At 61.5% G+C, this 20751-nt stretch carries 19 protein-coding genes; 9 read left to right on the top strand and 10 right to left on the bottom strand.

The window, feature by feature from the left end:
* Positions 1 to 115 precede the first annotated feature (115 nt).
* The 3 genes from PQQ86_RS24435 to PQQ86_RS24425 all read right to left on the bottom strand — a co-directional run bounded on the left by PQQ86_RS24435 (position 116) and on the right by PQQ86_RS24425 (position 2092).
* Complete coding sequence (locus tag PQQ86_RS24435) at positions 116 to 454, bottom strand: hypothetical protein (RefSeq protein WP_093634831.1); 339 nt, start codon at positions 452 to 454, stop codon at positions 116 to 118.
* Between the two features lie 250 nt (positions 455 to 704).
* Positions 705 to 1778 (bottom strand): DUF6765 family protein, encoded by a 1074-nt coding sequence (locus PQQ86_RS24430; RefSeq protein WP_408272738.1) that lies wholly within the window; start codon positions 1776 to 1778, stop codon positions 705 to 707.
* 128 nt (positions 1779 to 1906) lie between these two features.
* A complete protein-coding gene (locus PQQ86_RS24425; RefSeq protein WP_408279353.1) occupies positions 1907 to 2092 on the bottom strand; it encodes a MipA/OmpV family protein in 186 nt (61 codons plus the stop codon).
* Between the two features lie 172 nt (positions 2093 to 2264).
* On the opposite strand from PQQ86_RS24425, the gene PQQ86_RS24420 reads away from it, so the two are divergent.
* A complete protein-coding gene (locus PQQ86_RS24420) occupies positions 2265 to 2495 on the top strand; it encodes a DUF2964 family protein (protein WP_408272735.1) in 231 nt (76 codons plus the stop codon).
* Positions 2496 to 2679: 184 nt separating this feature from the next.
* Here PQQ86_RS24420 and PQQ86_RS24415 read toward each other — a convergent pair whose 3' ends face one another.
* Positions 2680 to 3027 (bottom strand): FKBP-type peptidyl-prolyl cis-trans isomerase, encoded by a 348-nt coding sequence (locus tag PQQ86_RS24415; RefSeq protein ID WP_233465191.1) that lies wholly within the window; start codon positions 3025 to 3027, stop codon positions 2680 to 2682.
* Positions 3028 to 3276: 249 nt separating this feature from the next.
* Here PQQ86_RS24415 and PQQ86_RS24410 point away from each other — a divergent pair, with 249 nt between their 5' ends.
* Positions 3277 to 4566 carry an NRAMP family divalent metal transporter gene (locus PQQ86_RS24410; protein ID WP_408272733.1) on the top strand — a complete coding sequence of 430 codons (1290 nt, stop codon included), beginning with the start codon at positions 3277 to 3279 and terminating at the stop codon, positions 4564 to 4566.
* A gap of 13 nt (positions 4567 to 4579) precedes the next feature.
* On the opposite strand, the gene PQQ86_RS24405 is transcribed toward PQQ86_RS24410, so the two are convergent.
* On the bottom strand, positions 4580 to 5080 hold the full coding sequence (locus tag PQQ86_RS24405; protein ID WP_408272729.1) for a MarR family winged helix-turn-helix transcriptional regulator: 501 nt from the start codon (positions 5078 to 5080) through the stop codon (positions 4580 to 4582).
* Between the two features lie 213 nt (positions 5081 to 5293).
* On the opposite strand from PQQ86_RS24405, the gene PQQ86_RS24400 reads away from it, so the two are divergent.
* Complete coding sequence (locus tag PQQ86_RS24400; protein WP_408272726.1) at positions 5294 to 6865, top strand: sulfatase-like hydrolase/transferase; 1572 nt, start codon at positions 5294 to 5296, stop codon at positions 6863 to 6865.
* Between the two features lie 138 nt (positions 6866 to 7003).
* Positions 7004 to 8338 carry an MFS transporter gene (locus tag PQQ86_RS24395; protein ID WP_408272724.1) on the top strand — a complete coding sequence of 445 codons (1335 nt, stop codon included), beginning with the start codon at positions 7004 to 7006 and terminating at the stop codon, positions 8336 to 8338.
* Positions 8339 to 8354: 16 nt separating this feature from the next.
* Here PQQ86_RS24395 and PQQ86_RS24390 read toward each other — a convergent pair whose 3' ends face one another.
* Positions 8355 to 9221 (bottom strand): carbon-nitrogen hydrolase family protein, encoded by an 867-nt coding sequence (locus PQQ86_RS24390; RefSeq protein WP_408272721.1) that lies wholly within the window; start codon positions 9219 to 9221, stop codon positions 8355 to 8357.
* 218 nt (positions 9222 to 9439) lie between these two features.
* On the opposite strand from PQQ86_RS24390, the gene PQQ86_RS24385 reads away from it, so the two are divergent.
* Positions 9440 to 10201, top strand: a complete 762-nt coding sequence (locus tag PQQ86_RS24385; RefSeq protein ID WP_408272719.1) for a 3-oxoacyl-ACP reductase — start codon at positions 9440 to 9442, stop codon at positions 10199 to 10201.
* Positions 10202 to 10227: 26 nt separating this feature from the next.
* Here PQQ86_RS24385 and PQQ86_RS24380 read toward each other — a convergent pair whose 3' ends face one another.
* On the bottom strand, positions 10228 to 11214 hold the full coding sequence (locus PQQ86_RS24380) for a zinc-dependent alcohol dehydrogenase family protein (RefSeq protein WP_408272717.1): 987 nt from the start codon (positions 11212 to 11214) through the stop codon (positions 10228 to 10230).
* A gap of 422 nt (positions 11215 to 11636) precedes the next feature.
* Here PQQ86_RS24380 and PQQ86_RS24375 point away from each other — a divergent pair, with 422 nt between their 5' ends.
* Positions 11637 to 13025 carry an FAD-binding oxidoreductase gene (locus PQQ86_RS24375; protein WP_408272714.1) on the top strand — a complete coding sequence of 463 codons (1389 nt, stop codon included), beginning with the start codon at positions 11637 to 11639 and terminating at the stop codon, positions 13023 to 13025.
* 214 nt (positions 13026 to 13239) lie between these two features.
* Positions 13240 to 13830 (top strand): BPSL1445 family SYLF domain-containing lipoprotein, encoded by a 591-nt coding sequence (locus PQQ86_RS24370; RefSeq protein ID WP_408272712.1) that lies wholly within the window; start codon positions 13240 to 13242, stop codon positions 13828 to 13830.
* A 235-nt stretch (positions 13831 to 14065) separates the two neighbouring features.
* On the opposite strand, the gene PQQ86_RS24365 is transcribed toward PQQ86_RS24370, so the two are convergent.
* Positions 14066 to 15625, bottom strand: a complete 1560-nt coding sequence (locus PQQ86_RS24365; protein ID WP_408272709.1) for a methyl-accepting chemotaxis protein — start codon at positions 15623 to 15625, stop codon at positions 14066 to 14068.
* Between the two features lie 209 nt (positions 15626 to 15834).
* Entirely contained in the window at positions 15835 to 16374 is a 540-nt protein-coding gene (locus PQQ86_RS24360) for a YbaK/EbsC family protein (RefSeq protein ID WP_408279351.1), read from the bottom strand.
* A 208-nt stretch (positions 16375 to 16582) separates the two neighbouring features.
* Here PQQ86_RS24360 and PQQ86_RS24355 point away from each other — a divergent pair, with 208 nt between their 5' ends.
* On the top strand, positions 16583 to 17908 hold the full coding sequence (locus PQQ86_RS24355) for a YihY/virulence factor BrkB family protein (RefSeq protein WP_408272706.1): 1326 nt from the start codon (positions 16583 to 16585) through the stop codon (positions 17906 to 17908).
* A 489-nt stretch (positions 17909 to 18397) separates the two neighbouring features.
* The gene (locus PQQ86_RS24350) at positions 18398 to 19582 is read left to right on the top strand and encodes a porin (protein ID WP_408272703.1); all 1185 of its coding nucleotides are present in this window, start codon (positions 18398 to 18400) and stop codon (positions 19580 to 19582) included.
* A 291-nt stretch (positions 19583 to 19873) separates the two neighbouring features.
* On the opposite strand, the gene PQQ86_RS24345 is transcribed toward PQQ86_RS24350, so the two are convergent.
* Positions 19874 to 20746, bottom strand: a complete 873-nt coding sequence (locus PQQ86_RS24345; RefSeq protein ID WP_266239919.1) for a proteasome-type protease — start codon at positions 20744 to 20746, stop codon at positions 19874 to 19876.
* Between the last annotated feature and the right edge of the window lie 5 nt (positions 20747 to 20751).

The following is a 20751-nucleotide window of genomic DNA, read 5'->3' as shown; positions in this document are numbered from 1 at the left end:
ACACGCCTATAACGGCATCGAGTTTACGCGGGAATGCATCCCGTGGAGTACGAACCTTTCGAGCTCACTACTCGATAGCCGCATTGCTTAACCTTTCCAATTGCCGGCCAGTCACTCAAATAGGAGTAAAAACGACAACCTGGCGGTCCGCGATATACCTCACACTGCGCATGAACCGATACTGCTGATCGTCGGCAGTTATCCGGTTGAGTCCCAACTGCGTCAATGCGAGCATCTCGTCGGCCTGGAAGGCGGCCACTACGCCGTGATCCGTCAAGTCCTCCAGCGTGCCGGACGGGTTGCCCACATAAATACTGCGCACCTGCGTGCCGATCCGCATCAGAACCACGCTTTCTCCCTCGTCGAGTGCCAGTTCGAGATAGGTGGCAAGCGTTCGTAATGAATCCGGCGTGCAAGCCTGGGCTTGATAGATCGCAGCATTCGATGGCGTCATTTGTGTTTCCCCGTCACGCATGTCAAGAGAAGCCGGCCGCCGTGCAATGCGGCAATAGTCGCTTCTACTATAGGCAAGCATCCGGAGATTCAAAGGGCGGCAGTTCATTTTTTTGCCGGTAACCCCACGTTACCAATCTCGCAGCGCTGTTTCACCTATGACTGGCGCGCACGCGAGTGGCGCGAACACGAATAGCATGAGTGCGGCCGCTGGGGCGGCGATTGAAATGACGCGCAAAAGCGCCCTCTTTTCAGGCGATCCGTAGTCCGCAGGCCGGCAGAATCTCCTGCGTAATCACAAAACGGTGCTCTTTGACGGCGTCGTGAAAGCGCCGGTAATCGCTTTTCTCAAAGATGTCGCTCCACCCGGGGCGGTCCCCGCTGTCGTCGTCGGACTGCAAACCGGTGGCCTTATATTTCCAGGAGCCGAGCCCCTTGGCCACATAGTCAGGAACCGACTCTGACAGGCCTGGAATGACGTCGGTTTTCACCGCTTCGCAAATGGTCTGCAGGCGCTTGTTGTCGTCCAGGTTCCGATTGGTGTCGAGAAGCTTCGTGAGTGCGGTTTTGACATCTTCCGGCAGTCCGGGCTGGGATTCAAAATCTTCCCGTCCCGCGACATAGCCGCGCACCGCACGGCAAGTCATCTCGGCCGCCTGCATAAACTCCGGCAGATTGTGCCTGTCGACGCGCTCATTTCTGCCGTCGGTGTAATGCCATTTCGCCCACGGCTGATCGGGATAGTGCAAAGCGGCCCCATGACCGACGGGCAGTGCAAGCGTCAGCACATCTTCCTCGACGTGTTCGATCAGATGCCGGGTGGCGCGGGTAAGGCGGGCAAGCCAGCTTTCCTTCGTGCAATCTTCCGCCTCCAGCATATGAACGCGATTCATCGGGCTTTCGATACCGGCGAAACCCTGGTGGGCCCATGTATCGACGTACGCGTGAAGCGTGACACCCAGGCGGTGCAATGCCGTCTCGGTGCCTCGCTGTCGGATCGCCCGGCGAACCACCTCGCGAGCCACGGCGCTATCCGGCCGGCACACCGCCTTTTCTTCAAGCGTTTCCCCCTCACCGGCAGGCAGAAAATGAAATGGCGTCCACACCAGGCGGTTCTGGTCGTCTTCCGTGTTGGTGTAGTCGAATAGCTTGTGCGCCGTGGCAAAGCGCTCGAAAGTTTCGCCGCCGGCGAAACGCAGTATTCCTGCAGTGGTCGCGTCGTCGACATACTGGCAGGCATGCGCCACCGTGAGCGCCTCAGCGGGCGCCATCCCGCCGATACGGGCGACGATATAGACCACCCCGTAGTGAAAGTCGATATTCATGGAGAACGCTCCTGACGCGCGACGAATGACGGCTAGATCTTCCGGAATGCGCAAAGCGGCGATTGCAGTGTCGCCGCACGCGCAGAGGGTAAACGACCGAGTGCAACAGGACTTTAAAAAGAACGCCACTACTTCTGGCGGAACGCGTACGCCACGCCTACCCCATACGTAATCTGATTGAGCGTGCCGCGCTGCGTGACGGTCGGACTTTCGGCGGCCGAGCCCGTCAATCTTTGATAGTAGATCATCGCTCCGCCGAACCAGTTTTTGTTGAACTGGTAGATCGCAGCGCTCAGCTCTGCGCCGAAAAACACGCTCAGCAAACCAGATGCTGAATTTTCAGGTTTGTTGTTTGCACAGTGTGGCGGCTCATATATGCTTTGTCTAATTGGAAAACCAGCCTCAGTGCAAAACGGCATGCTTTGTCGCATTGTCTCTCATGCGAATCTTCGAGCTACTTGAACACCGGTGAAAAAGGATACTGCAATGAAACTCAAGGAGTGGAGAGAAGGTGCAAGTCCGGAGCGGCGTAGCCTGATACGCAGCAAGGTTCATGTATTGCTGGCCACTATCGGTACGCTTTCTTCTGTCGCCGGCATTGGCGTGGCCATCAACGGCGGCCTTGAATTCAATCGTACCAAAGTCTTCGTCGGCGTCGGCATTATCGTCGTGTCCACCATTCTGTATGTGTCGATGCTATTCACGCCAGCCGAGTGAGACGAGAACTTCGTTTCTTTTAGAAAATCCCGTCGATCAACAAGTCGTCCGGTTCGATCACCGTGAGCGTGGCTCGATTTTTATCGCGGCTAGATTTCGGTGGGCAAATGCAGTGCCCTGAAAAAAGAAAAACCCCGCTTCGATCTCCGGAGCGGGGTTCAGTCTCAGCGCACTTCGCGCGGTATTACTTGACGATACCTACGAGTTCGACTTCAAACGTCAGGTCGCTATTCGGCGGAATCGGGCCTACTCCGCGCTCGCCATAGGCCGTGGCCGACGGGCAGGTCAGCTTGGCCTTCTCGCCGACCTTCATTTTTTGCACGCCTTGCGTCCAGCACGGAATCACGCGATTGAGCGGGAAGGTTGCCGGACCGCCATGCTTCGCCGAGCTATCGAACTCGGTGCCGTTAGCGAGCGTGCCGCGATAGTTGACCTTTACCACATCGTCAGCGGCCGGTTGGGCACCCGTGCCCTGCGTAAGATGTTCAACGATTACGCCGGAAGGCAGTTTCTCAGTGGTGGAAGCGGCCATCGCCGTCGAAGAAAGAACAGCCGCGGCGACCAAAGCAACGATAGATTTCAAAGCAAGTCTCCAGGTGGGTAGTGCGTGTCATTGTAGCGGATGACATGTTGCATGCCTCCGAACGCAAAGACAGTTGAGCGGCAGGGCCCGTGGCACAGAGAATGCTACTTCCTGACGAGCGACACGTAGGGTCGCCACCCGGCGCGCACGCGCGCTATACAAGCGACCTAATACGGTTCCTTTCGCAGGCGGACGACGATGACCACTGAAAACCTCGAACCGGAACTTGTCGTTGAAGATACCGCCGAACGTTCCTGGATGAAGCGGCTAGGCCCCGGCCTGATCACCGGCGCCGCGGACGACGACCCGAGCGGCATCGCCACCTATTCGCAGGCCGGCGCGCAATTCGGCTTCGGATTGTTGTGGACGTTGCTGATCACCTACCCGCTGATGGTGTCGATACAGCTGGTCAGTGCACGCATGGGACGGGTGACGGGCAGTGGACTCGCAACCAATTTGCGCCGCCACTACCCCGCTCCGCTTTTGTATCTCGCAGTACTGGTGCTGCTCGCGGCCAACACCATCAATATCGCAGCCGATCTCGCGGCAATGGGCGCCGCCGCCAAACTGGTGATCGGCGGCCCGCTTCAACTCTATGTCGCGTTATTCGGCACGGCGTCGCTGCTGATGCAGGTATTCATTCCATACGAACGCTACGCGGGTATTCTGAAATGGCTGACGCTCGTGCTGTTCGCCTACGTCGCCATCATCTTCGTGATTCCGATTGATTGGAAAGCAGTCGGCCTGAGCATCGTGAAACCGCCCGTCCAACTGTCCGGCGACTATCTGACGACCGTGGTCGCGGTGCTCGGGACGACGATCAGCCCATATCTCTTCTTCTGGCAGGCGTCGCAGGAAGTCGAGGAGATCCGCTCAAATCCAGCGCAGCGATCGCTTTTGCGCGCGCCGATGCAGGCGGCCGCACAACTGAAGCGAATCAACATGGACACCTGGGTCGGCATGGCCGTTTCGAACGGCGTGGCGTTTTTCATCATGCTCACTGCCGCCGCCACGCTGCACGCGCATCACATCGAAGTGAAAACCACCGCCGATGCCGCCAGTGCGCTCAAGCCGATTGCCGGCAACCTGGCGTTTGCGCTGTTCAGTCTCGGCATTATCGGCACGGGTCTGCTGGCGTTGCCGGTGCTGGCGGGTTCGGCCGCCTACGCGGCTGCGGGCACGATGAAATGGCGCAACAGTCTGGCGTTGCAGGTGAATCTGGCGAAGCAATTTTATGCTGTGATCGCGGTGGCGATTCTCGGCGGCATTGCGCTCACGTTCATGCGGCTCGATCCGATCAAAGCGCTGTATTGGAGCGCGGTGATCAACGGCGTCGCGGCCGTGCCGATCATGGCGCTCGTGATGGTGATGGCGGCCAGCCCCAAGGTGATGGGCGAGTTCGTCGTGACTGGCTGGTTGCGCTGGCTCGGCTGGATCGCCACCGCCGCAATGGCGCTCGCCGCGGCCGGCATGTTCTGGCCGACATGATTGCGGATGTGGTTTATTCGACGTCTTCGTTGATTAGCGATATCGGCCCGCTTCTGGCGATCTCGCGTTGCGTCAGCACCGCGGCCTGTTGCTCCATCCGCTTGAGCAAGCCGTCGAGTAAATGCGCTTCGTCATCGCTCAGGCAGGACGCGAACTCGGTGTTATAGCGTTGACCGCTTACGCGTGCCTGTTCATAGGCGATTCGTCCGGCTTCGGTGAGCGCGAGCACGGTCACCCGCTTGTTCTCCGGCAGGCGCGTTTTCGCAATCAAACCCTTCTTCACCATATTGGCGACGCAGCGGCTCGCCACCACCATATCGAGCGCGGCCAATTCGGCGAGCTGGGTCAGACTCGCGTCAGGGTACTTGCCGACGAACGCGAGAATGCGCCAGTCGCGCCGGCTAATGCCCAGTTCCCGCCGGAACATCAGACCGACGCCCTGGGTCGCCACGCGCGTCAGGTTGTGAAGCCTGTAGAGCAGAAATTCGTCGATGTGCGCGGGATGCTTCAGCACGGGTATCGATTGAGGGTCGGTCGCGGGCACGGGGAGCGTACGTCCAATAAGGGGTTGGCGATCATTATGACGCGCTTTGGCAGCAATGGTCCCAGCGCATTGTGCGTCCGCACATATATTTGATTAGGTCAATCGTCGGGTTCGTTTCTAGCATCGAAGCCTCTCCCCGGTTTCTCTTACTTCAGGCCGCAAGGCCGCAGACGGTGCTTATAGATGGCGGACACCCGCAACGTTCTCTTCATCATGTGCGACCAGCTTCGCCGCGATCATCTCGGCTGCTATGGACATCCCTACCTTCGAACCCGTCATATCGATGCGCTGGCCGCGCGCGGCGTGCGTTTCGACAATGCTTTCGTCAGTTCCGGCGTGTGCGGCCCGTCGCGCATGTCGTATTACACCGGCCGCACGATGAGCAGTCACGGCGCTAACTGGAACCGCGTGCCGCTCTCGATCGGCGAAATGACGCTCGGCGAATACCTGCGCCTGAATGGCCGCTCGCTCGCGCTGGCCGGCAAGACGCACGTGATGGCCGACGGCAACGGCATGCAGCGGCTCGACATCGCACGCCAAAGTCCGCTCGGGCAGCGCCTCTCGACCGGCTCGTTCGACGAACTCGACCGCTACGACGGGCACCACGAACCCGGCAAGGAAAGCGGCTATCCCGCCTTTTTGCGCGAACACGGCTATGTCAGCGACAAACCGTGGAGCGACTTCGCGATCAGTGTGGAAGACGACAGCGGCGCAGTGCATTCCGGCTGGAAAATGCGCAACGTGCGCTGGCCGGCGCGAGTGGCCGAGCCGCATTCCGAAACGGCTTACATGACGAATCAGGCGATCCGCTACATCGAAGAGCAAGGCGACACGCCGTGGGCCTTGCATTTGTCGTACGTAAAGCCGCATTGGCCCTATGTCGCGCCGCGCCCCTATCACAACCTGTATTCGCTCGATCAGTGCCTGCCGCTCGCGCGCCAACCCGCCGAACTCGACAATGCTCATCCGGTTGTTGCCGCGTATCGCACGCAGGAAGAGTGCGTCAATTTCGCGCGTGAAGAAGTGTCGAACACCGTGCGGCCGGTTTATCAAGGCTTGATCCAGCAAATCGACGACCATCTCGGCCAACTGTGGGACACGCTCGAACGACTCGGCCGCTGGCAAGACACCTTGATCGTATTCACCGCCGACCACGGCGACTTTCTCGGCGATCATTGGCTCGGCGAGAAGGAACTGTTCTACGACACCGTGCAGCGCGTGCCGATGATCGTCTACGATCCGTCGACGCGAGCCGACGCCACGCGCGGCAGTGCCGAAACGCGCTTCGTGTCGGGCATCGACGTGGTGCCGACAGTGCTCGATGCGCTTGGTTTGCCCGCCCACGAAGAGCGTATCGAAGGAAGCTCAATCCTCGCGCTCACGCGCGACGAAACGGACCGCGCCGAGGGTTGGCGCGACTACGTGGTCTCCGAGCTCGACTACAGTTTCCGCGGCGCGCGTCTCGCATTGGAGCGCAAGCCCGACGAATGCCGTGGCTGGATGGTGCGCGATACGCGTTGGAAATACATACACTGGCAGGGCTACCGTCCGCAACTCTTCGATCTGGCGAACGATCCGGACGAATATGTCGATCTCGGCGCCGATGCGAGTTACGCCATCATCCACGCGCAAATGCATGCAAAACTCGCCGACTGGTACGGCTCGTTGAAGCAGCGCGTGACAATCGATAACCCGACGGTCGAAAGCAAGACCGACACACACAAGGACTGGGGAGTCTTTTTCGGCGAATGGTAATACAAGGCAATTAGCGGCAAAGGCGCGGACGCAGTCTTAAGCAGAGTCTCAAGCAAAGACGCATGCAGGGCCTGACTTAGCGCCGCATAAAACCATTACATGCGCCTGGTGCAACGTGCCGGGCCGCCAGGAGACACCATGCAGAGCCAGTCAGCCCTTACGCCCGATGACGCGATCTATCGCAAGATCGCGCGGCGCATCGTGCCGTTTCTGTTCATCTGCTACGTGGTCAATTTCATCGACCGCGTTAATATCGGCTTTGCAAAGCTGCAATTCCTGCAGGATCTGAAGCTCGACGACGCCGTGTTCGGTCTCGCGGCGGGGATGTTCTTCGTCGGCTACCTGGTGTTCGAGTTGCCGAGCAATCTGCTGCTGGAGCGCATCGGCGTGCGCAAGACGCTCTTGCGAATCATGGTGCTGTGGGGCGGTTTGACGGTGCTGCTGATGTTCGTCAAGAGCGCGAGCATGCTGTATCTGCTGCGTTTTCTGCTGGGCGCTGCCGAAGCCGGCTTCTTTCCCGGCATCATTCTTTATCTAACCTACTGGTTTCCCGATCGGCAACGCGGACGCATCACAAGTCTGTTCATCATGGCCGTGCCGTTGGCGGGCATCATCGGCGGGCCGCTGTCCGGCTGGATCATGGTGCATTTCCACGACATGCTTGGCTTGCACGGCTGGCAGTGGCTATTTCTGGTCGAAGGCGTACCGGCCATCGTGCTCGGCATCATGGCGATGCTCTATCTGGACGATCGTCCCCAGCATGCAAAATGGTTGAGCGATGTGGAAAAAGCCCACGTCACCGCCGCGCTCGAAGCGGATCGAAAACAGCGCGGCGCGCACCATGCACCACCCGCGCGACTCTCCGATGTATTGCGCAACCCGCGGATCTATCTTCTGTCGGCGATCTATTTCTGCGTATTCATGGGACTCAATGCCGTCGGCTTCTGGATTCCGACGCTGCTGCGGCACGTTGGCGTGCAGCAGATCGGCAATATCGGCTGGTTGAGCGGCGCGATTTCGGTTTGCACAGCGATCGGCATCGTGGCGATCGGGCGCCGTTCGGATCGCCATGCCGAACGGCGCTGGCATGTGGCGGGATGCGGCTTCGCGGTGGCCGGCAGTTTTCTGCTGCTCCCGCTCGCCGCGCATAGCGTGCCATTCACCGTCGCCCTGCTGGTGATCGCGTCGATCTGCATCTACGCGACCCTGAGCATCTTCTGGACGATCCCCACTGCTTATCTGGACGGTGGCGCCGCGGCGGCCGGTATCGCGACAATTACCGCGATCGGAGCGATTGGCGGCGCGGTGAGCCCTTCGCTCGTCGGGATGCTGAAAGCCGAAACCGGTAGCGTCTATGCGGGCTTCGCGGTGATCGCGGCGCTCCTGATCGTAGGCATGATTGCGCTGTTGTGGGCCGTGCCTGCGCCGCACCGCGATGCGGTGGGTGCGGTGCGGCCCGCTGCGTTGAAATAAGTAGCCGCACGTGCGGCTAATCCAGACGATGCACCACGTACTCACCCGCCGTCTCGACGGCGTGCGCCTTGAAGTCCGCGAGCACCGTTTCGCGCTCGCGGACATCGGCTAGCACAGCCGGATCGAGTAGCGCGGTAATCACTTCCTCACGATCGCGGCTGGCTTCCGTCACCACGTCGCCATAGGGGCCCCAGACCGCGCTCGCACCGCATGTTTCCCAGCCGCCGGTGGTGCCGACGTGATTCGACAACAGCACGTACAGGGTGTTGTCGAACGCACGCGCGGGAAACCAGATACGCGACTGGTGATAGCCAGTCTTCACGCTGAAGAGCGCACTCACCAGATAAGCGTGTGCGCCGTTCACAGCGGCATTGCGCGCGTGCTCCGGAAAACCGGAGTCATAGCACACGCCGAGCGCGAGCCGCCATCCGTCGATCTCCAGCACGCAGCCTCGCGTGCCGGGCCGGTAAATCTTCGTCTCGCTGCTGTAGAGATGCTGCTTGTGATACGGCTCGATCAGCTCGCCGGAGCGGTTGAAGATCAGCGACGAAATATGAAGGCCGTCCACGCTGCCTATGCCACGTGTTGCCGCACCGACGATTACGGCGATCTCGCGCTCGCGGCAAACTTCCCGAATCGGTTCGAGCCGCGCATCGTGTTCGTTGAAGGTGTACTTCGCGGGGTCGCCGGCAATCAGGTCAGGCTCGTAGCCGCTTAGGAATTTCTCGGGAAAGACCACCAGTTTCGCGCCGCGATCGGCGGCGATGCCGGTCAGTTCGACCGTTCTGGCAATGTTTAACGTGACGTCGCCGGAAACCGGTTGCGCTTGCGCTGCCGCAATTCGCAATGGCATTTGCGGCAGCGGGGCCTGTTTGTTGTTCAACGCAGACTCCTTTGTGAGTGGACTGGTGCGGTGTGCCCGCTGGGGCTGGATTTGGCGTTTTACGCGGTAAGCGAGACCCGGCATTTAATCATGGACCGCACTCTATCAGGCGGACGCTGTTTGCGCGGCATCGTTATCCTGGCGCCCCCAAAGCGAGCGAGAAAACCGAATCAGGCGACAATAGAGCGATAGCAACCTCATCAACAACAGGAAGAGAAATGCTTTTATCCGAACAATGGGTGCTGGTAACGGGCGGCGCTCGCGGACTCGGCGCCGCGATCACACGCGCACTGGTACGCGAAGGCGCCGGCGTCGTGGTGAATTACCGTAAGAGCGAAACGCTGGCTCACGCGCTGAGAGACGAGTTCGGCGATCGCGTCCTGCCGATCCAGGCAGACGTGACCGATGCGGCCGCCATCGCACGCCTGTTCGAAACAGCGCAGGCACAAACCGGGCAGCCTATCGTGTCGGTGGTCAACAACGCGCTGGCCGACTTTCAGTTCGACGGCGACGCCCGCCCGAAAATCGATTCAATCGACTGGGCGCGTTTCCAGCAGCAACTGGACGGCTCACTCAAGGGCGCGCTCAATACGATGCAAGCGGCCGCTGCGGGCATGCGCTCGCGCGGGTTCGGCCGTATCGTCAACGTCGGCACCAATCTGTTCCAGAACCCCGTGGTCCCCTATCACGACTACACGGCAGCCAAAGCAGCCCTCTTGTCGCTCACGCGCACCGCCGCTCACGATCTCGGCCCGGATGGCATAACGGTAAATATGGTATCGGGCGGCCTGCTGCGCACCACGGACGCAAGCGCGGCCACACCGGAATTCGTCTTCGACCTGATCGCCAGTTCGACACCGGTGCGGCGTGTCACGACGCCTGAAGAGTTCGCCGACGCCGTGCTGTTCTTCCTGTCGCCGTGGGCGCGCGCAGTCACGGGTCAGAATCTGATCGTGGACGGCGGCCTCGTGAAGGGTTAATCCAAAGGCACGCAGCAACGCTGCGCTCAGCTTACCTCGACCACAACTTTGCCCTGTGCGCTACCGTCGGCCACTGCTTCATAAGCAAGCTGCGCGGTGCCCAGACCAAAGCGCCGCGCGTCGAGGCGGGGCGCGAGCCTGTTTTCTTCTGCAAGCCGCGCCGCCACACGTAACATCTCACCGTGATGCGCGCGGCCTTTCCCTGAAAGCAACGCATGCAGCGTGAACACGCCCGAGTAGGTGGCTTCGCGGAACGACAGCGGCGCTAGCGCATGCGTGCCCCACCCGAGCGCGCTCACCACATGGCCGAAATGCCGCACGGCGGCAAACGACGCGTCGAGCGTGGTCCCGCCGACTGTATCGACGACCAGATCGAAACCCACGCCATCCGTCGCAGACTGGACATATTGCTCGACCGACTGTGCACGGTAATTGATCGGCCTGGCACCGAGCACCTCCACCACACTGCGATCGCGCTCGCTCACGGTCGTAAAGACCTTCGCACCCAGCGCGAGCGCCAACTGCACGGAGACGTATCCGACACCCCCTGCCCCGCCATGCACGAGCACCGTTTGCCCCGCCTGCAGATGCGCGCGATCAACAATGCCCGAGTACGCAGTGATGAAAGCAAGCGGCAGCGCAGCGGCTTCGCGCATCGAGAGATTTGACGGTTTCAAGGCCAGCAGATCCGCATCGACCGATGCGTATTGCGCCAGCGAGCCTTGCAGCCCGCCTACGCCCCCCGTCATTCCGTACACCTGATCACCCGCCTTGAACTTATCGACACCTGCGCCCACTGCCTCGACGACGCCGGCCATGTCGATCCCCAGCACCGCCGGCAATGGATGTTTCGCGTGCCCGGCGGCGCCGGCGCGGATTTTTGTGTCGAGCGGATTCAGGCCGCTGGCGGCGATTCGCACCAGCACCTCACCGCGCGCAGGCTCGGGGCGCGGTAGTTCGGTCAGTTCGAGCGGGCCGTTGTGCTGCTTGAGAACAAGAGCTTGCATGGACATCACGCCTCCCCAGCGATTGGTCGTGAACGAGTCGATACGAGCATATTCCTCCGTGCGAAACCGCGTGTAAATCGACACGTTCGCACGGTACGCAAACAAAAACGCCGCCGTTCGGCCGCAAAAGTGTCGCCGCGCAGCCACCATCGCGGCGCTCAACCAACACTTCCTCCCGCGATCTTTTCCGGAAGTATTTCCACCATACACAGCGGCTGTGACAGCCATGACTCGCGCCGCAGCGCACGGACGCTTGTCGCACGTGCTTTCGCGCGGCGTCGATCGTGGACGCGGGTTTACCTTCGTTTGACTTACAGAAGCAGGGCCGTTTACTGGACGCAACTCGAACCTGTCCAGACGCTTTCAATTTGCTTTGTTCAGCTGATTGATGTCCCGAGAGCGTCTCCCATTATGTCTGGAGGTGTGTCATGGTAAGCGTGTCCAGCAGCGCCGCTGAAGAACTCAAAGCCGCGATCCGAGGCGAACTGTTGTGGCCCGGCGATGCGGGTTTCGACGAGGCCCGCAGCATCTGGAATGCAATGATTGACCGGCATCCGGCGCTGATTCTGCGCTGCGCCGGCGTGGCCGACGTGCGCCGCGGCGTAGCATTCGCGCGCGACAACAATCTGCCTCTGGCGGTGCATGGCGGCGGCCATAACATCGCCGGCACCGCGCTATGCGACGACGGCCTCGTGATCGATCTGTCGCCGATGAAATCCGTATTCATCGATCCGGTCGCGCAGCGCGCGTATGTCGAGCCTGGCGCTACGCTCGCCGATTTCGACCACGAAGCGCAAGCGTTCGGACTCGCCACGCCGCTTGGCATCAACTCGACCACCGGCGTGGCAGGTCTGACGCTAGGTGGCGGGTTCGGCTGGCTGAGCCGCAGATACGGCATGACGGTCGACAATCTGATTTCAGCAGACGTGGTCACCGCCGACGGGGAGTTGCTGCACGCAAGCGCGGACTCGCACGACGATCTGTTCTGGGCGATTCGCGGCGGCGGCGGCAATTTCGGCGTCGTGACGCGCTTCGAGTTCGCGCTGCATCCGGTCGGGCCGCTCGTGTACGGCGGCCTCGTCGTGCTGCCGATCGATCAGGCGAAAAATGCCCTGCTCCAGTACCGCACGGCTGCAGAACAGATGCCGGAGGAGCTGAGCGTATGGGCCGTTCTACGGCTTGCGCCACCGCTGCCGTTCCTGCCGCCCGAAGTGCACGGAAAACCGGTCATCGTATTCGCGATGTGCTACTCGGGCCCCATCGAAAACGGGCCGTCCGTGGTGGCGGCCGTACGCGGCTTCGGCACGCCGGTCGGCGAACATCTTGGGCCGATGCCATATGCCGCGTGGCAACAGGCGTTCGATCCACTGCTCACGCCGGGTGCTCGTAACTACTGGAAGTCGCACAATCTCGACAAAATACCGGACGGTCTCATCGATGCGCTGCTCGATGCGATCGGCAAGCTGCCGTCACCGCAATGCGAAATCTTCTTCGGGCAGATCGGCGCGCAGACGAGCCGGGTACCGGTCGAAGCCACGGCCTATTCGAGCCGCGACACGCAATATGCAATGAACGTGCACGGCCGTTGGGACGACGCGAGCGATGACGAGCGCTGCATTGCCTGGGCCCGCGCTTTCTTCGACGCAGCCGCACCGTTCGCGCTAGGCAGCGTGTACGTCAACTTCATGACGCAGGAGGAAGGCGGACGGGTAGCCGACGCGTATGGGCCGAATTACGCGCGTCTCGTCGCCGTGAAGAACCGCTACGACCCGCACAACCTGTTCCGCCACAATCAGAATATCCGCCCGGCGGCCTAAGGAACGAGGAGATCGAGGGGGAAGCGGCGTTGAACGCCGTGAATCCCCCGTGAACGTCAGCGCATGACAGCTGTCTATACACAGTCCGCGGCGTCAGGCACGCTAAATGCTGGCTAGCAGGCATACGGGCTGCCGACGTACGCATGTGCCAAAGTCGCGGCACTCACTGTCACACAAGAAAACGCAATCTTCACCACGCACAAGGAGAACAATCATGCGCAGACGACAATTCATCATGACCTCGAGCGCCGCTTTGGCTACGGCGGGTCTTGGCCTCGCCGGCTGCACGACCACGTCGCCATCCTCGAGCGCGTCTGAGTCGGCGAACGCCGGCAAGCGCGACACGATCAACGCTGGCGTCGATTCCACCTTGTCGCGTCTCTACGCGAACGTCACCGGCTCGCGCGAACTGGTCGCCAAGGCGCGCGGCGTGCTCGTGTTCCCGTCGGTGATTTCGGCGGGCTTCTGGGTTGGCGGGCAATACGGCGAAGGGTCGTTGCGCGTGGCCGGCCGCACGACGGGCTACTACAGCACCGTCGCCGGTTCGTTCGGTTTGCAGATCGGCGCGCAGTCCAAAGCGCTGGTCTTCCTGTTCATGACGCAAGAGGCGCTGGACAAATTCCTCAGCAGCCAGGGTTGGGCCGCAGGCGCCGATGCAACGGTCGCCGTCCTGAAGGTCGGTGCGAACGGCGCTGTCGATACGTCGACCGCCACCAGCCCGGTCGAGGCGTTTGTGCTGACGAACGGCGGCTTGATGGCCGGTGTGTCGCTCGAAGGCACCAAGGTCTCACGTCTGATCATCTGAGCGAGCGCTCGCTAGCTCAGAGTCAGGCGTTGTCATGCAGCCGGTTGCGTGGCGCCTCCATCAGGTGGCGTCACGCGCACCACGATCACGGCGCTGTGGATATCTCCAGTCAGCATCACCGGTCACATTGACCAAATTGCGGTAGAACTCACCCGTTTTACAATTCCGCGTAGCCACTGCACCACCTCGGCTACGGCATTCAGTCTGTCCGACGCCTCGCGTGCCCCCACGCTGTTCACGCCGCTTCCGGCAGCGTGAACACGGCAATCGCAGCCGCCAGTTGCCCGGTCTGTGCTTTCAGGACGTCGGCCGACGCGCTGGCCTCCTCCACCAATGCAGCGTTCTGCTGGGTCGTTTGATCCATGCTCGCCACCGCAATGTTGACCTGCTCGATGCCCGAGCTTTGCTCGACCGACGCGGCGCTGATCTCGCCCATGATGTCGGTCACGCGGCGCACCGCGTGCACCACTTCCTGCATCGTTTCACCGGCCCGGCCCACGTACTGCGAGCCGCCTTCGATCTGCGCGGCCGACTCTTCGATCAGCGTCTTGATCTCCTTGGCCGCCGCCGCGCTGCGCTGCGCGAGGCTGCGCACTTCGCCCGCCACCACCGCAAAGCCACGCCCTTCCTCACCGGCGCGCGCCGCTTCGACGGCCGCGTTCAGGGCAAGGATGTTGGTCTGAAATGCAATCCCCTCGATCACACCAATGATGTCGCCGATCCGGTGCGACGACTGCGAGATGCCACGCATCGTCTCGACCACCTGGCCGACCACTTCACCGCCGCGCGCCGCCGTCTCCGAGGCGTTGTGCGCCAGTTGACTGGCCTGCCTGGCGTTGTCGGCGTTCTGCTTCACGGTCGCGGTGATCTGCTCCATGCTGGAAGCGGTTTCGCCGAGCGCGGTCGCCTGCTGTTCCGTGCGGCGCGACAGGTCCGCGTTGCCGGCGGCGATCTCGTTGGATACCGTCGAGATCAGCGTTGCGCCGCTGCGAATCTGCGTGATCGCTTGCGCAAGTCGATGCTGCATACGCTGCATCGCGGCGAGCAGGCTGACGTTGTCGCCGGCTTTCGTCTCGACGACCACATCGAGGTCGCCATCGGCGATACGTGAAGCAATCTGCGCCGCGTAAGCCGGTTCACCGCCGAGTTGCCGCAAGATGCTGCGCAGGATCACGCCGATCACGACTCCCACCACCAGACACAGAATCAGCGCGGCGCCGACGTACTGCACGAGCGTGGTGTAAAACGCGGCGTCGATATCGTCAGTGAACACGCCGGTGACGATCGTCCAGTCCCATGGCTTGTAGAGCCGCACGTAGTTGATCTTCGGCGCCATCTGATTGGAGCCCGGCTTCAGGAACTGCAGGTGGATGAAGCCTTCGCCTTCGCGCTGGGCGAGATCCGAGCCGTCCTTGAATACGTGACGGCCTTGCGGGTCCGTGAAGCCGCTCATATCCTTGCCTTCGAGATCGGCCCGCACGCCGTGCATCAGCACTCTTGCATGCGGGTCCTCGATGACGAGGTAGCCGCCGGCGCCGTCGTAGCGCATCGCGCGCAGGTCGGCCATGGCCGTGCGTTGCGCGTCGGCGAGCGGCATCGTGCCGGCCGCGACGAGGCCGTTATAGCGATCCAGCACGCTGTAGGCCACGCTCACTACGCTTTTCAGCTCGGCCTGACGGTCGGCGATCATCGTGTCGCGCGTTTTGAACGCGCCCCACAGGCCGATGGCCAGAATTCCCATGCACATTACTGCTAGCGCGAGCCAAAGCCGCACCTTCAGGCGAAAGCGTTCCATCTCCGTATTCCTTTGTACTTATAGCCGGCGCCGCACGGGCGGGCACCGTAACTGTTCATGTCAATCTTCGGAATAACGGCGGAGCGGGGGGAAACTTCAGCGTTTGTTTGATGCGTTTGTTCGATGCCTCTGTTCGATGCCTCGGTGCGCTGACCTATAGGGCTGAGCTTGACAGGTGCTGCTTGCCGGGGCGGCGGCGCCCCAACCCTTTACTCGGCCGGCAGCGCAAGCGAGGCAACTTCACAGCGCGGCCACTGCTTCAGCACCTCGGGCGCCAACAGCAACTTGGCCGCCCGCACCCCTGCCCCCATCACGATCTGAGCACGCTCCATGACTGCGGCGTCGACGAGAATGCGCCAGTCTTCCGGCAAGCCGAAGGCCGTAATTCCGCCGAACTCCATCCCGCTATGCTCCACGGCGGCTTCCCTTTTCGCGAACGAAAGGCGCTGCGCGCCCAGCGCCACCTTCACCGCGCCATTGATGTCCAGACGCAGCGAACCCAGCGAGACCAGCGCCGCGTAATGCTCGGCGCCCTCCTTCTTGTAGCGGACCACGATCGTGTTGGCGCAGTCAGCGAGGCCAAAGCCGTAGCGCGCGCTGAATTCGACGGTGTCCGAAGCGTCGTCGCTGACGGCAAATACGGTCACGCCCTGGGCCGGCAGATTCTCGACGACATGCGCGGGCAAATGCGCGCTCAGTTGTTCCGCGGGGATGACATCCAGCTGCTTGATGAGTTCGTGCGAGTGCATAGTGATAAAAGTGTGAAGGTCCAGCGGCATTCTAACGGCACACATGCTGGCGGCATATCCCGCGCCTGTGCATGAAGCGCTTGTTATAGTGACGGGCACAAGGTTTGCGAAAGGCGTCGATGCGAAGTCTGCAAATGCTGCATTGAGGCCACCTCAACGGCACGCACGCGGCGCTTCCGGCGCCAGTATCCCCTTGAGAAACACGACCATGGACATCGACACGCTCTCCGCCGAGAACCTCCAGCTGGTAGCGCGCAGGCAGGCCAATTGGGCAATCGGCGCATTCAAACAGTTTGCCGACGACCGCTGCGCGGCCATGGCCGCCAGCATCGCCTTCTATGCGGCCTTCTCGCTCGCGCCCACGCTGGTCATGGTAATCGCCGTGGCGGGCTGGTTCTTCGGCGCCGCAGCCGCGCGCGGCGAACTGTTCAACCACATTCACGGCCTGCTCGGCGACCAGGCCGCCGCGGGCGTGCAAACGATCGTCGAGAACGCTCATCACAGCGGCAGCGCCGGCGGCATCGCGGCGATCATTTCGTTCTCGATGCTGGCGATCGGCGCCTCGGCTACCTTCTCATCGCTCAATAGCGCACTCAATATGGTGTGGCCGTATACCGGACCGCGCTCGTCGAGCGTGATTGCGATGGTGCGCGTGCGCCTGATTTCGTTCGGCCTCGTGCTCGGTGTCGCCTTCCTGCTGATCGTCTCGCTGGTGCTCGATACGGTCATCACATTTATCGGCAAATGGCTGTGGGGCAACTCGCCCTACGTGGTGATCGGCAACCTGCTGCAACTCGGTGTCGGCCTGCTGGTACTGGCTTTCGCCTTCGCCGGCCTGCTGAAGTTTCTGCCGGACGCCAAGGTGCAGTGGCGCGATGCGTTCGTCGGTGGGATCGTCGCGGCTGTGCTGTTCTCGGCGGGCAAGAAACTGTTCGCGCTGTATATCGCGCATGCCGGGATGGCGAGTTCGTTCGGCGCGGCCGGTTCGCTGGCCGTGCTGCTGATGTGGCTGTACTTCTCGGCCGCCGTGCTACTGCTCGGCGCGGAGTTTTCGGCAGCGCGCGGGCGCATGCACGATCCGCGCGGCGGCTGGGGCATGCAGGAAAACTCGCCGCCCGGCAGCCGTGCCATGCTTGCTTCGGTGCTGGCGGCATCGACGGTATCGGCCGATGCGCAGCCTCGCGTGGAAAATCGCGAAACCCCTGCTGCCGGGCTCGCCCCAGCAACCGGAGCGGTTGCCGCCATGGCGCGTGCCGCAGCAACCCCAGCGTCAGCTTCACCGCTGCCGGAACCGCGCAAAAAGACTTCAGCGCGAGCGACCGCGGTCAAAATCGGCCGCACTGTCGTCCTTGCCGAAGCGCAAGCAACACGTGTCGCCGCGGTCACGCTGGTTGAAGCAGGCCGCACGGCCGTCGCCGCCGATCGCTATGTCAGGCGGCATCCGTGGACTTCGGTGTTGTTTGCAGCAGCAGCTGGACTGGCCGCCGCTGCCGTGGCGCGCCGCAACGCCGGCGATAGCGGGCCCGGCGCGTGAAGACTGAAGCGGGCCGCGGTTCCCACTGACACAGCCAGAAGAGACCGCCCGACGTAAAGACCATGGCGGCGGCTCAGGACTACACAACACAGCATCAAATCTGAACCAGGGGTTGCAGCCGTAGCGGTTGCGTCTGCTCATAGCGCATAAATTCTGTCCAGTGCGTCCGTCAAGCGATACCCGGCTCCAATTTTATATGGACGCTGCAAAACGGCGAGAACAGCTAGACGACTAAATTACAAAGGCCATTCAAACAAGTGTCCAAATTGAGGTCAGCGAGGCCTTCACTGTCAACAAAACAACAATAATGCGCAGTCAACGAACCAATATTGCGGAAATAGCAATAATCGTTAACAGGCTTTAAATACAAGGCTTTGCGTCCTTTGTCGGTTTTTGGAGACACTCTTTTTTTTCCGGTTCTTGCCGGTTGAGGCAGTGAGCTATTCTCCTTTCCGCAACAACAAACTAATCATCTGCGTGGAGAAATGGATGAAACGAGTCGCACTGTCTACCCTCTCGCTGGCGCTTCTGGGCGTCACCGGTATGGCGCATGCTCAAAGCAGCGTCACCCTTTACGGTTTGATCGACGAGTCGATCCAGTACGTTCATAACACGACAGCCTCTGCTGGCGGTCCGAACAAAAACCTGGTCGCGATGGTCGCCGGCAACCTGCAAGGCGATCGTTTTGGCCTGAAGGGCACGGAAGACCTCGGCGGTGGCCTGAAGGCAATCTTCCAATTGGAAAACGGCTTTGACGTGAACAGCGGCAAGCTGGGTCAAGGCAACCGTATGTTCGGTCGTCAAGCCTACGTCGGCCTGACGGGCGACCAGTGGGGCACGGTCACGCTGGGTCGTCAGTACGATCCGGTGGTCGACCTGGTTCAACCGCTGACGGGTGACAACTACTTCGGCTCCACCTTCGCAACGCCGGGCGACGTCGACAACAACGACAACTCCTCGCGCACGAACAGCGCCATCAAGTACACCTCGCCGGTGTGGGGCGGCTTCCAGTTCGAAGGCATGTACGCTCTGGGCGGCGTGGCTGGCTCGACGGGTTCGGGTCAAACGTGGTCGGGCGCTGCAACGTACGCAACGGGTCCGTTCAGCGTGGCTGCAGGCTACTTCCGTGCTGACAACGGCAACACGCTGGCTAGCCGCACTTCGGCCGGTTCGGTAGGCTGGAACGGCAGCACGTCGGACGGTACGTTCGACGGCCAGGTCAACGCCTTCTACGCAGCAGCGAAGTCTATCGGCATCGCTCAAGTCGCGGCGCAATACGTGACAGGCCCGTTCACGGTCAACCTGCGCTACAGCAACGCGCAATACAAGCCGGACGCACTGTCGGGTTTCGGTTCGACCGAGAAGTACAACGTCGGCGGCGTGTACCTTGGCTACCAGGTAACGCCGGCTATGCTGGTGGGCGTGGGCTACGTCTATACGAAGGGTACGGGCGACACGAGCGCAACGTATAACCAGGTTTCCCTGGGCGGCGACTACAACCTGTCGAAGCGCACGGACATCTACCTGGTCGGCGCATGGCAACACGCAAGCGGCGAACAGCGCACTTCGGCCACCACGGTGGGCGCGGCTGGCGCATCGATCGGTTCGTACGGCTACAACTCGGCTTCCAACTCGCAAGAAATGGTTAGCCTGGGCATCCGCCACAAGTTCTAATCGAACTTTGACGGACTGCTGAAGCAACACGCAGTTTAAGACCAGCCACAGGCGCAAGCCTGTGGCTGGTTTTTTTTCGTCTGCTGGTTCTGGCGCATGCGCGCGAACCCTCACACGTGCAAAACACGGAGCGAATCGATGGGCCGTCCCGCGCGCATCGCGCCTCCCACATGATCAACGCGATCGGCGAAGCAAAAGAAAAAGGCCGCCGGCAAGCCCTTAACAGGCTCGCGACGACCTTGGTGTGATGCTCCCGGCCCGCGTGTAGGGCCTGTAATCTCGCCGACCACCCTAGCGCCGCTGGGCCTTGCCCTTCTCCGCCTGCGCCAATGTCTGTGCCGGCTTCGCATCGAGCTCATGCTCCACGCCGTCCGCCCCCACCGGCGCACGATGCAGCACCAATGCGCGCTCACGCTGCAGCAGCGGCACATCAGGCGATTCCTGCCAGTCCGGATCGGGAATCTCGCCGAATACCTGACGCAGCCGCTCGCCCCACGTACGGTGAATCATCTCGAAGTACGCGTTGTCGTGATCGATCGAGACGAAGCGCGTGACGTGCAGCGAATCTTTCTCGTACACCAGCAGATCCAGGGGTAGCCCAACCGAAAGATTCGAACGCAGCGTCGAGTCCATCGAAATCAGCGCGCACTTGGCCGCTTCGTCGAGTGGGGTAGACGGCGTCAGCACGCGATCGATGATCGGCTTGCCGTACTTGGCCTCGCCGATCTGGAAATACGGGTTCACGGCCGACGCTTCGATGAAATTGCCCGCCGCGTAGATCATGAACAGGCGCGGCCGGTTGCCGGCGATCTGACCGCCAAGAATGAAGCTGCAATTGAACTCGACGCCGAATTCCTGCAGCGCCTCGGCTTCGCGCTGATGCACGCGGCGTACCGCGTGGCCAATCACGCGGGCCGCGTCGGCCATGGTGGGCGCGCTCCAGAGCGTGGGCTGCGAAGGATCGACGGGCTCGGACAGCTCGTGCAACACCGCTTGTGTGAGCGACAGATTACCGGCGCCCAGCAGCACAAGCATACGTTCGCCCGGCTGCTCGAACACCGACATTTTGCGCGCGGTGCTGATGTGATCGACGCCCGCATTGGTGCGCGTGTCCGACAGGAACACGAGCCCGTCGTCGACGGACATCGCTACACAGTAAGTCATAAGGA

The sequence above is a fragment of the Paraburkholderia sediminicola genome (genome assembly GCF_046026675.1).
Taxonomy (GTDB): domain Bacteria; phylum Pseudomonadota; class Gammaproteobacteria; order Burkholderiales; family Burkholderiaceae; genus Paraburkholderia; species Paraburkholderia sediminicola_F.
This window is presented reverse-complemented; position numbering and strand designations above follow the sequence as displayed.

Excerpts from the sequence above, each read along its gene's own strand:
- PQQ86_RS24365 (WP_408272709.1), bottom strand. The coding sequence starts at position 15,625 with ATGGAACGCTTTCGCCTGAAGGTGCGGCTTTGGCTCGCGCTAGCAGTA.
- PQQ86_RS24395 (WP_408272724.1), top strand. The coding sequence starts at position 7,004 with ATGCAGAGCCAGTCAGCCCTTACGCCCGATGACGCGATCTATCGCAAG.
- PQQ86_RS24420 (WP_408272735.1), top strand. The coding sequence starts at position 2,265 with ATGAAACTCAAGGAGTGGAGAGAAGGTGCAAGTCCGGAGCGGCGTAGC.
- PQQ86_RS24435 (WP_093634831.1), bottom strand. The coding sequence starts at position 454 with ATGACGCCATCGAATGCTGCGATCTATCAAGCCCAGGCTTGCACGCCG.
- PQQ86_RS24375 (WP_408272714.1), top strand. The coding sequence starts at position 11,637 with ATGGTAAGCGTGTCCAGCAGCGCCGCTGAAGAACTCAAAGCCGCGATC.
- PQQ86_RS24430 (WP_408272738.1), bottom strand. The coding sequence starts at position 1,778 with ATGAATATCGACTTTCACTACGGGGTGGTCTATATCGTCGCCCGTATC.
- PQQ86_RS24360 (WP_408279351.1), bottom strand. The coding sequence starts at position 16,374 with ATGCACTCGCACGAACTCATCAAGCAGCTGGATGTCATCCCCGCGGAA.
- PQQ86_RS24345 (WP_266239919.1), bottom strand. The coding sequence starts at position 20,746 with ATGACTTACTGTGTAGCGATGTCCGTCGACGACGGGCTCGTGTTCCTG.
- PQQ86_RS24350 (WP_408272703.1), top strand. The coding sequence starts at position 18,398 with ATGAAACGAGTCGCACTGTCTACCCTCTCGCTGGCGCTTCTGGGCGTC.
- PQQ86_RS24380 (WP_408272717.1), bottom strand. The coding sequence starts at position 11,214 with ATGTCCATGCAAGCTCTTGTTCTCAAGCAGCACAACGGCCCGCTCGAA.
- PQQ86_RS24400 (WP_408272726.1), top strand. The coding sequence starts at position 5,294 with ATGGCGGACACCCGCAACGTTCTCTTCATCATGTGCGACCAGCTTCGC.
- PQQ86_RS24355 (WP_408272706.1), top strand. The coding sequence starts at position 16,583 with ATGGACATCGACACGCTCTCCGCCGAGAACCTCCAGCTGGTAGCGCGC.
- PQQ86_RS24385 (WP_408272719.1), top strand. The coding sequence starts at position 9,440 with ATGCTTTTATCCGAACAATGGGTGCTGGTAACGGGCGGCGCTCGCGGA.
- PQQ86_RS24410 (WP_408272733.1), top strand. The coding sequence starts at position 3,277 with ATGACCACTGAAAACCTCGAACCGGAACTTGTCGTTGAAGATACCGCC.
- PQQ86_RS24370 (WP_408272712.1), top strand. The coding sequence starts at position 13,240 with ATGCGCAGACGACAATTCATCATGACCTCGAGCGCCGCTTTGGCTACG.
- PQQ86_RS24415 (WP_233465191.1), bottom strand. The coding sequence starts at position 3,027 with ATGGCCGCTTCCACCACTGAGAAACTGCCTTCCGGCGTAATCGTTGAA.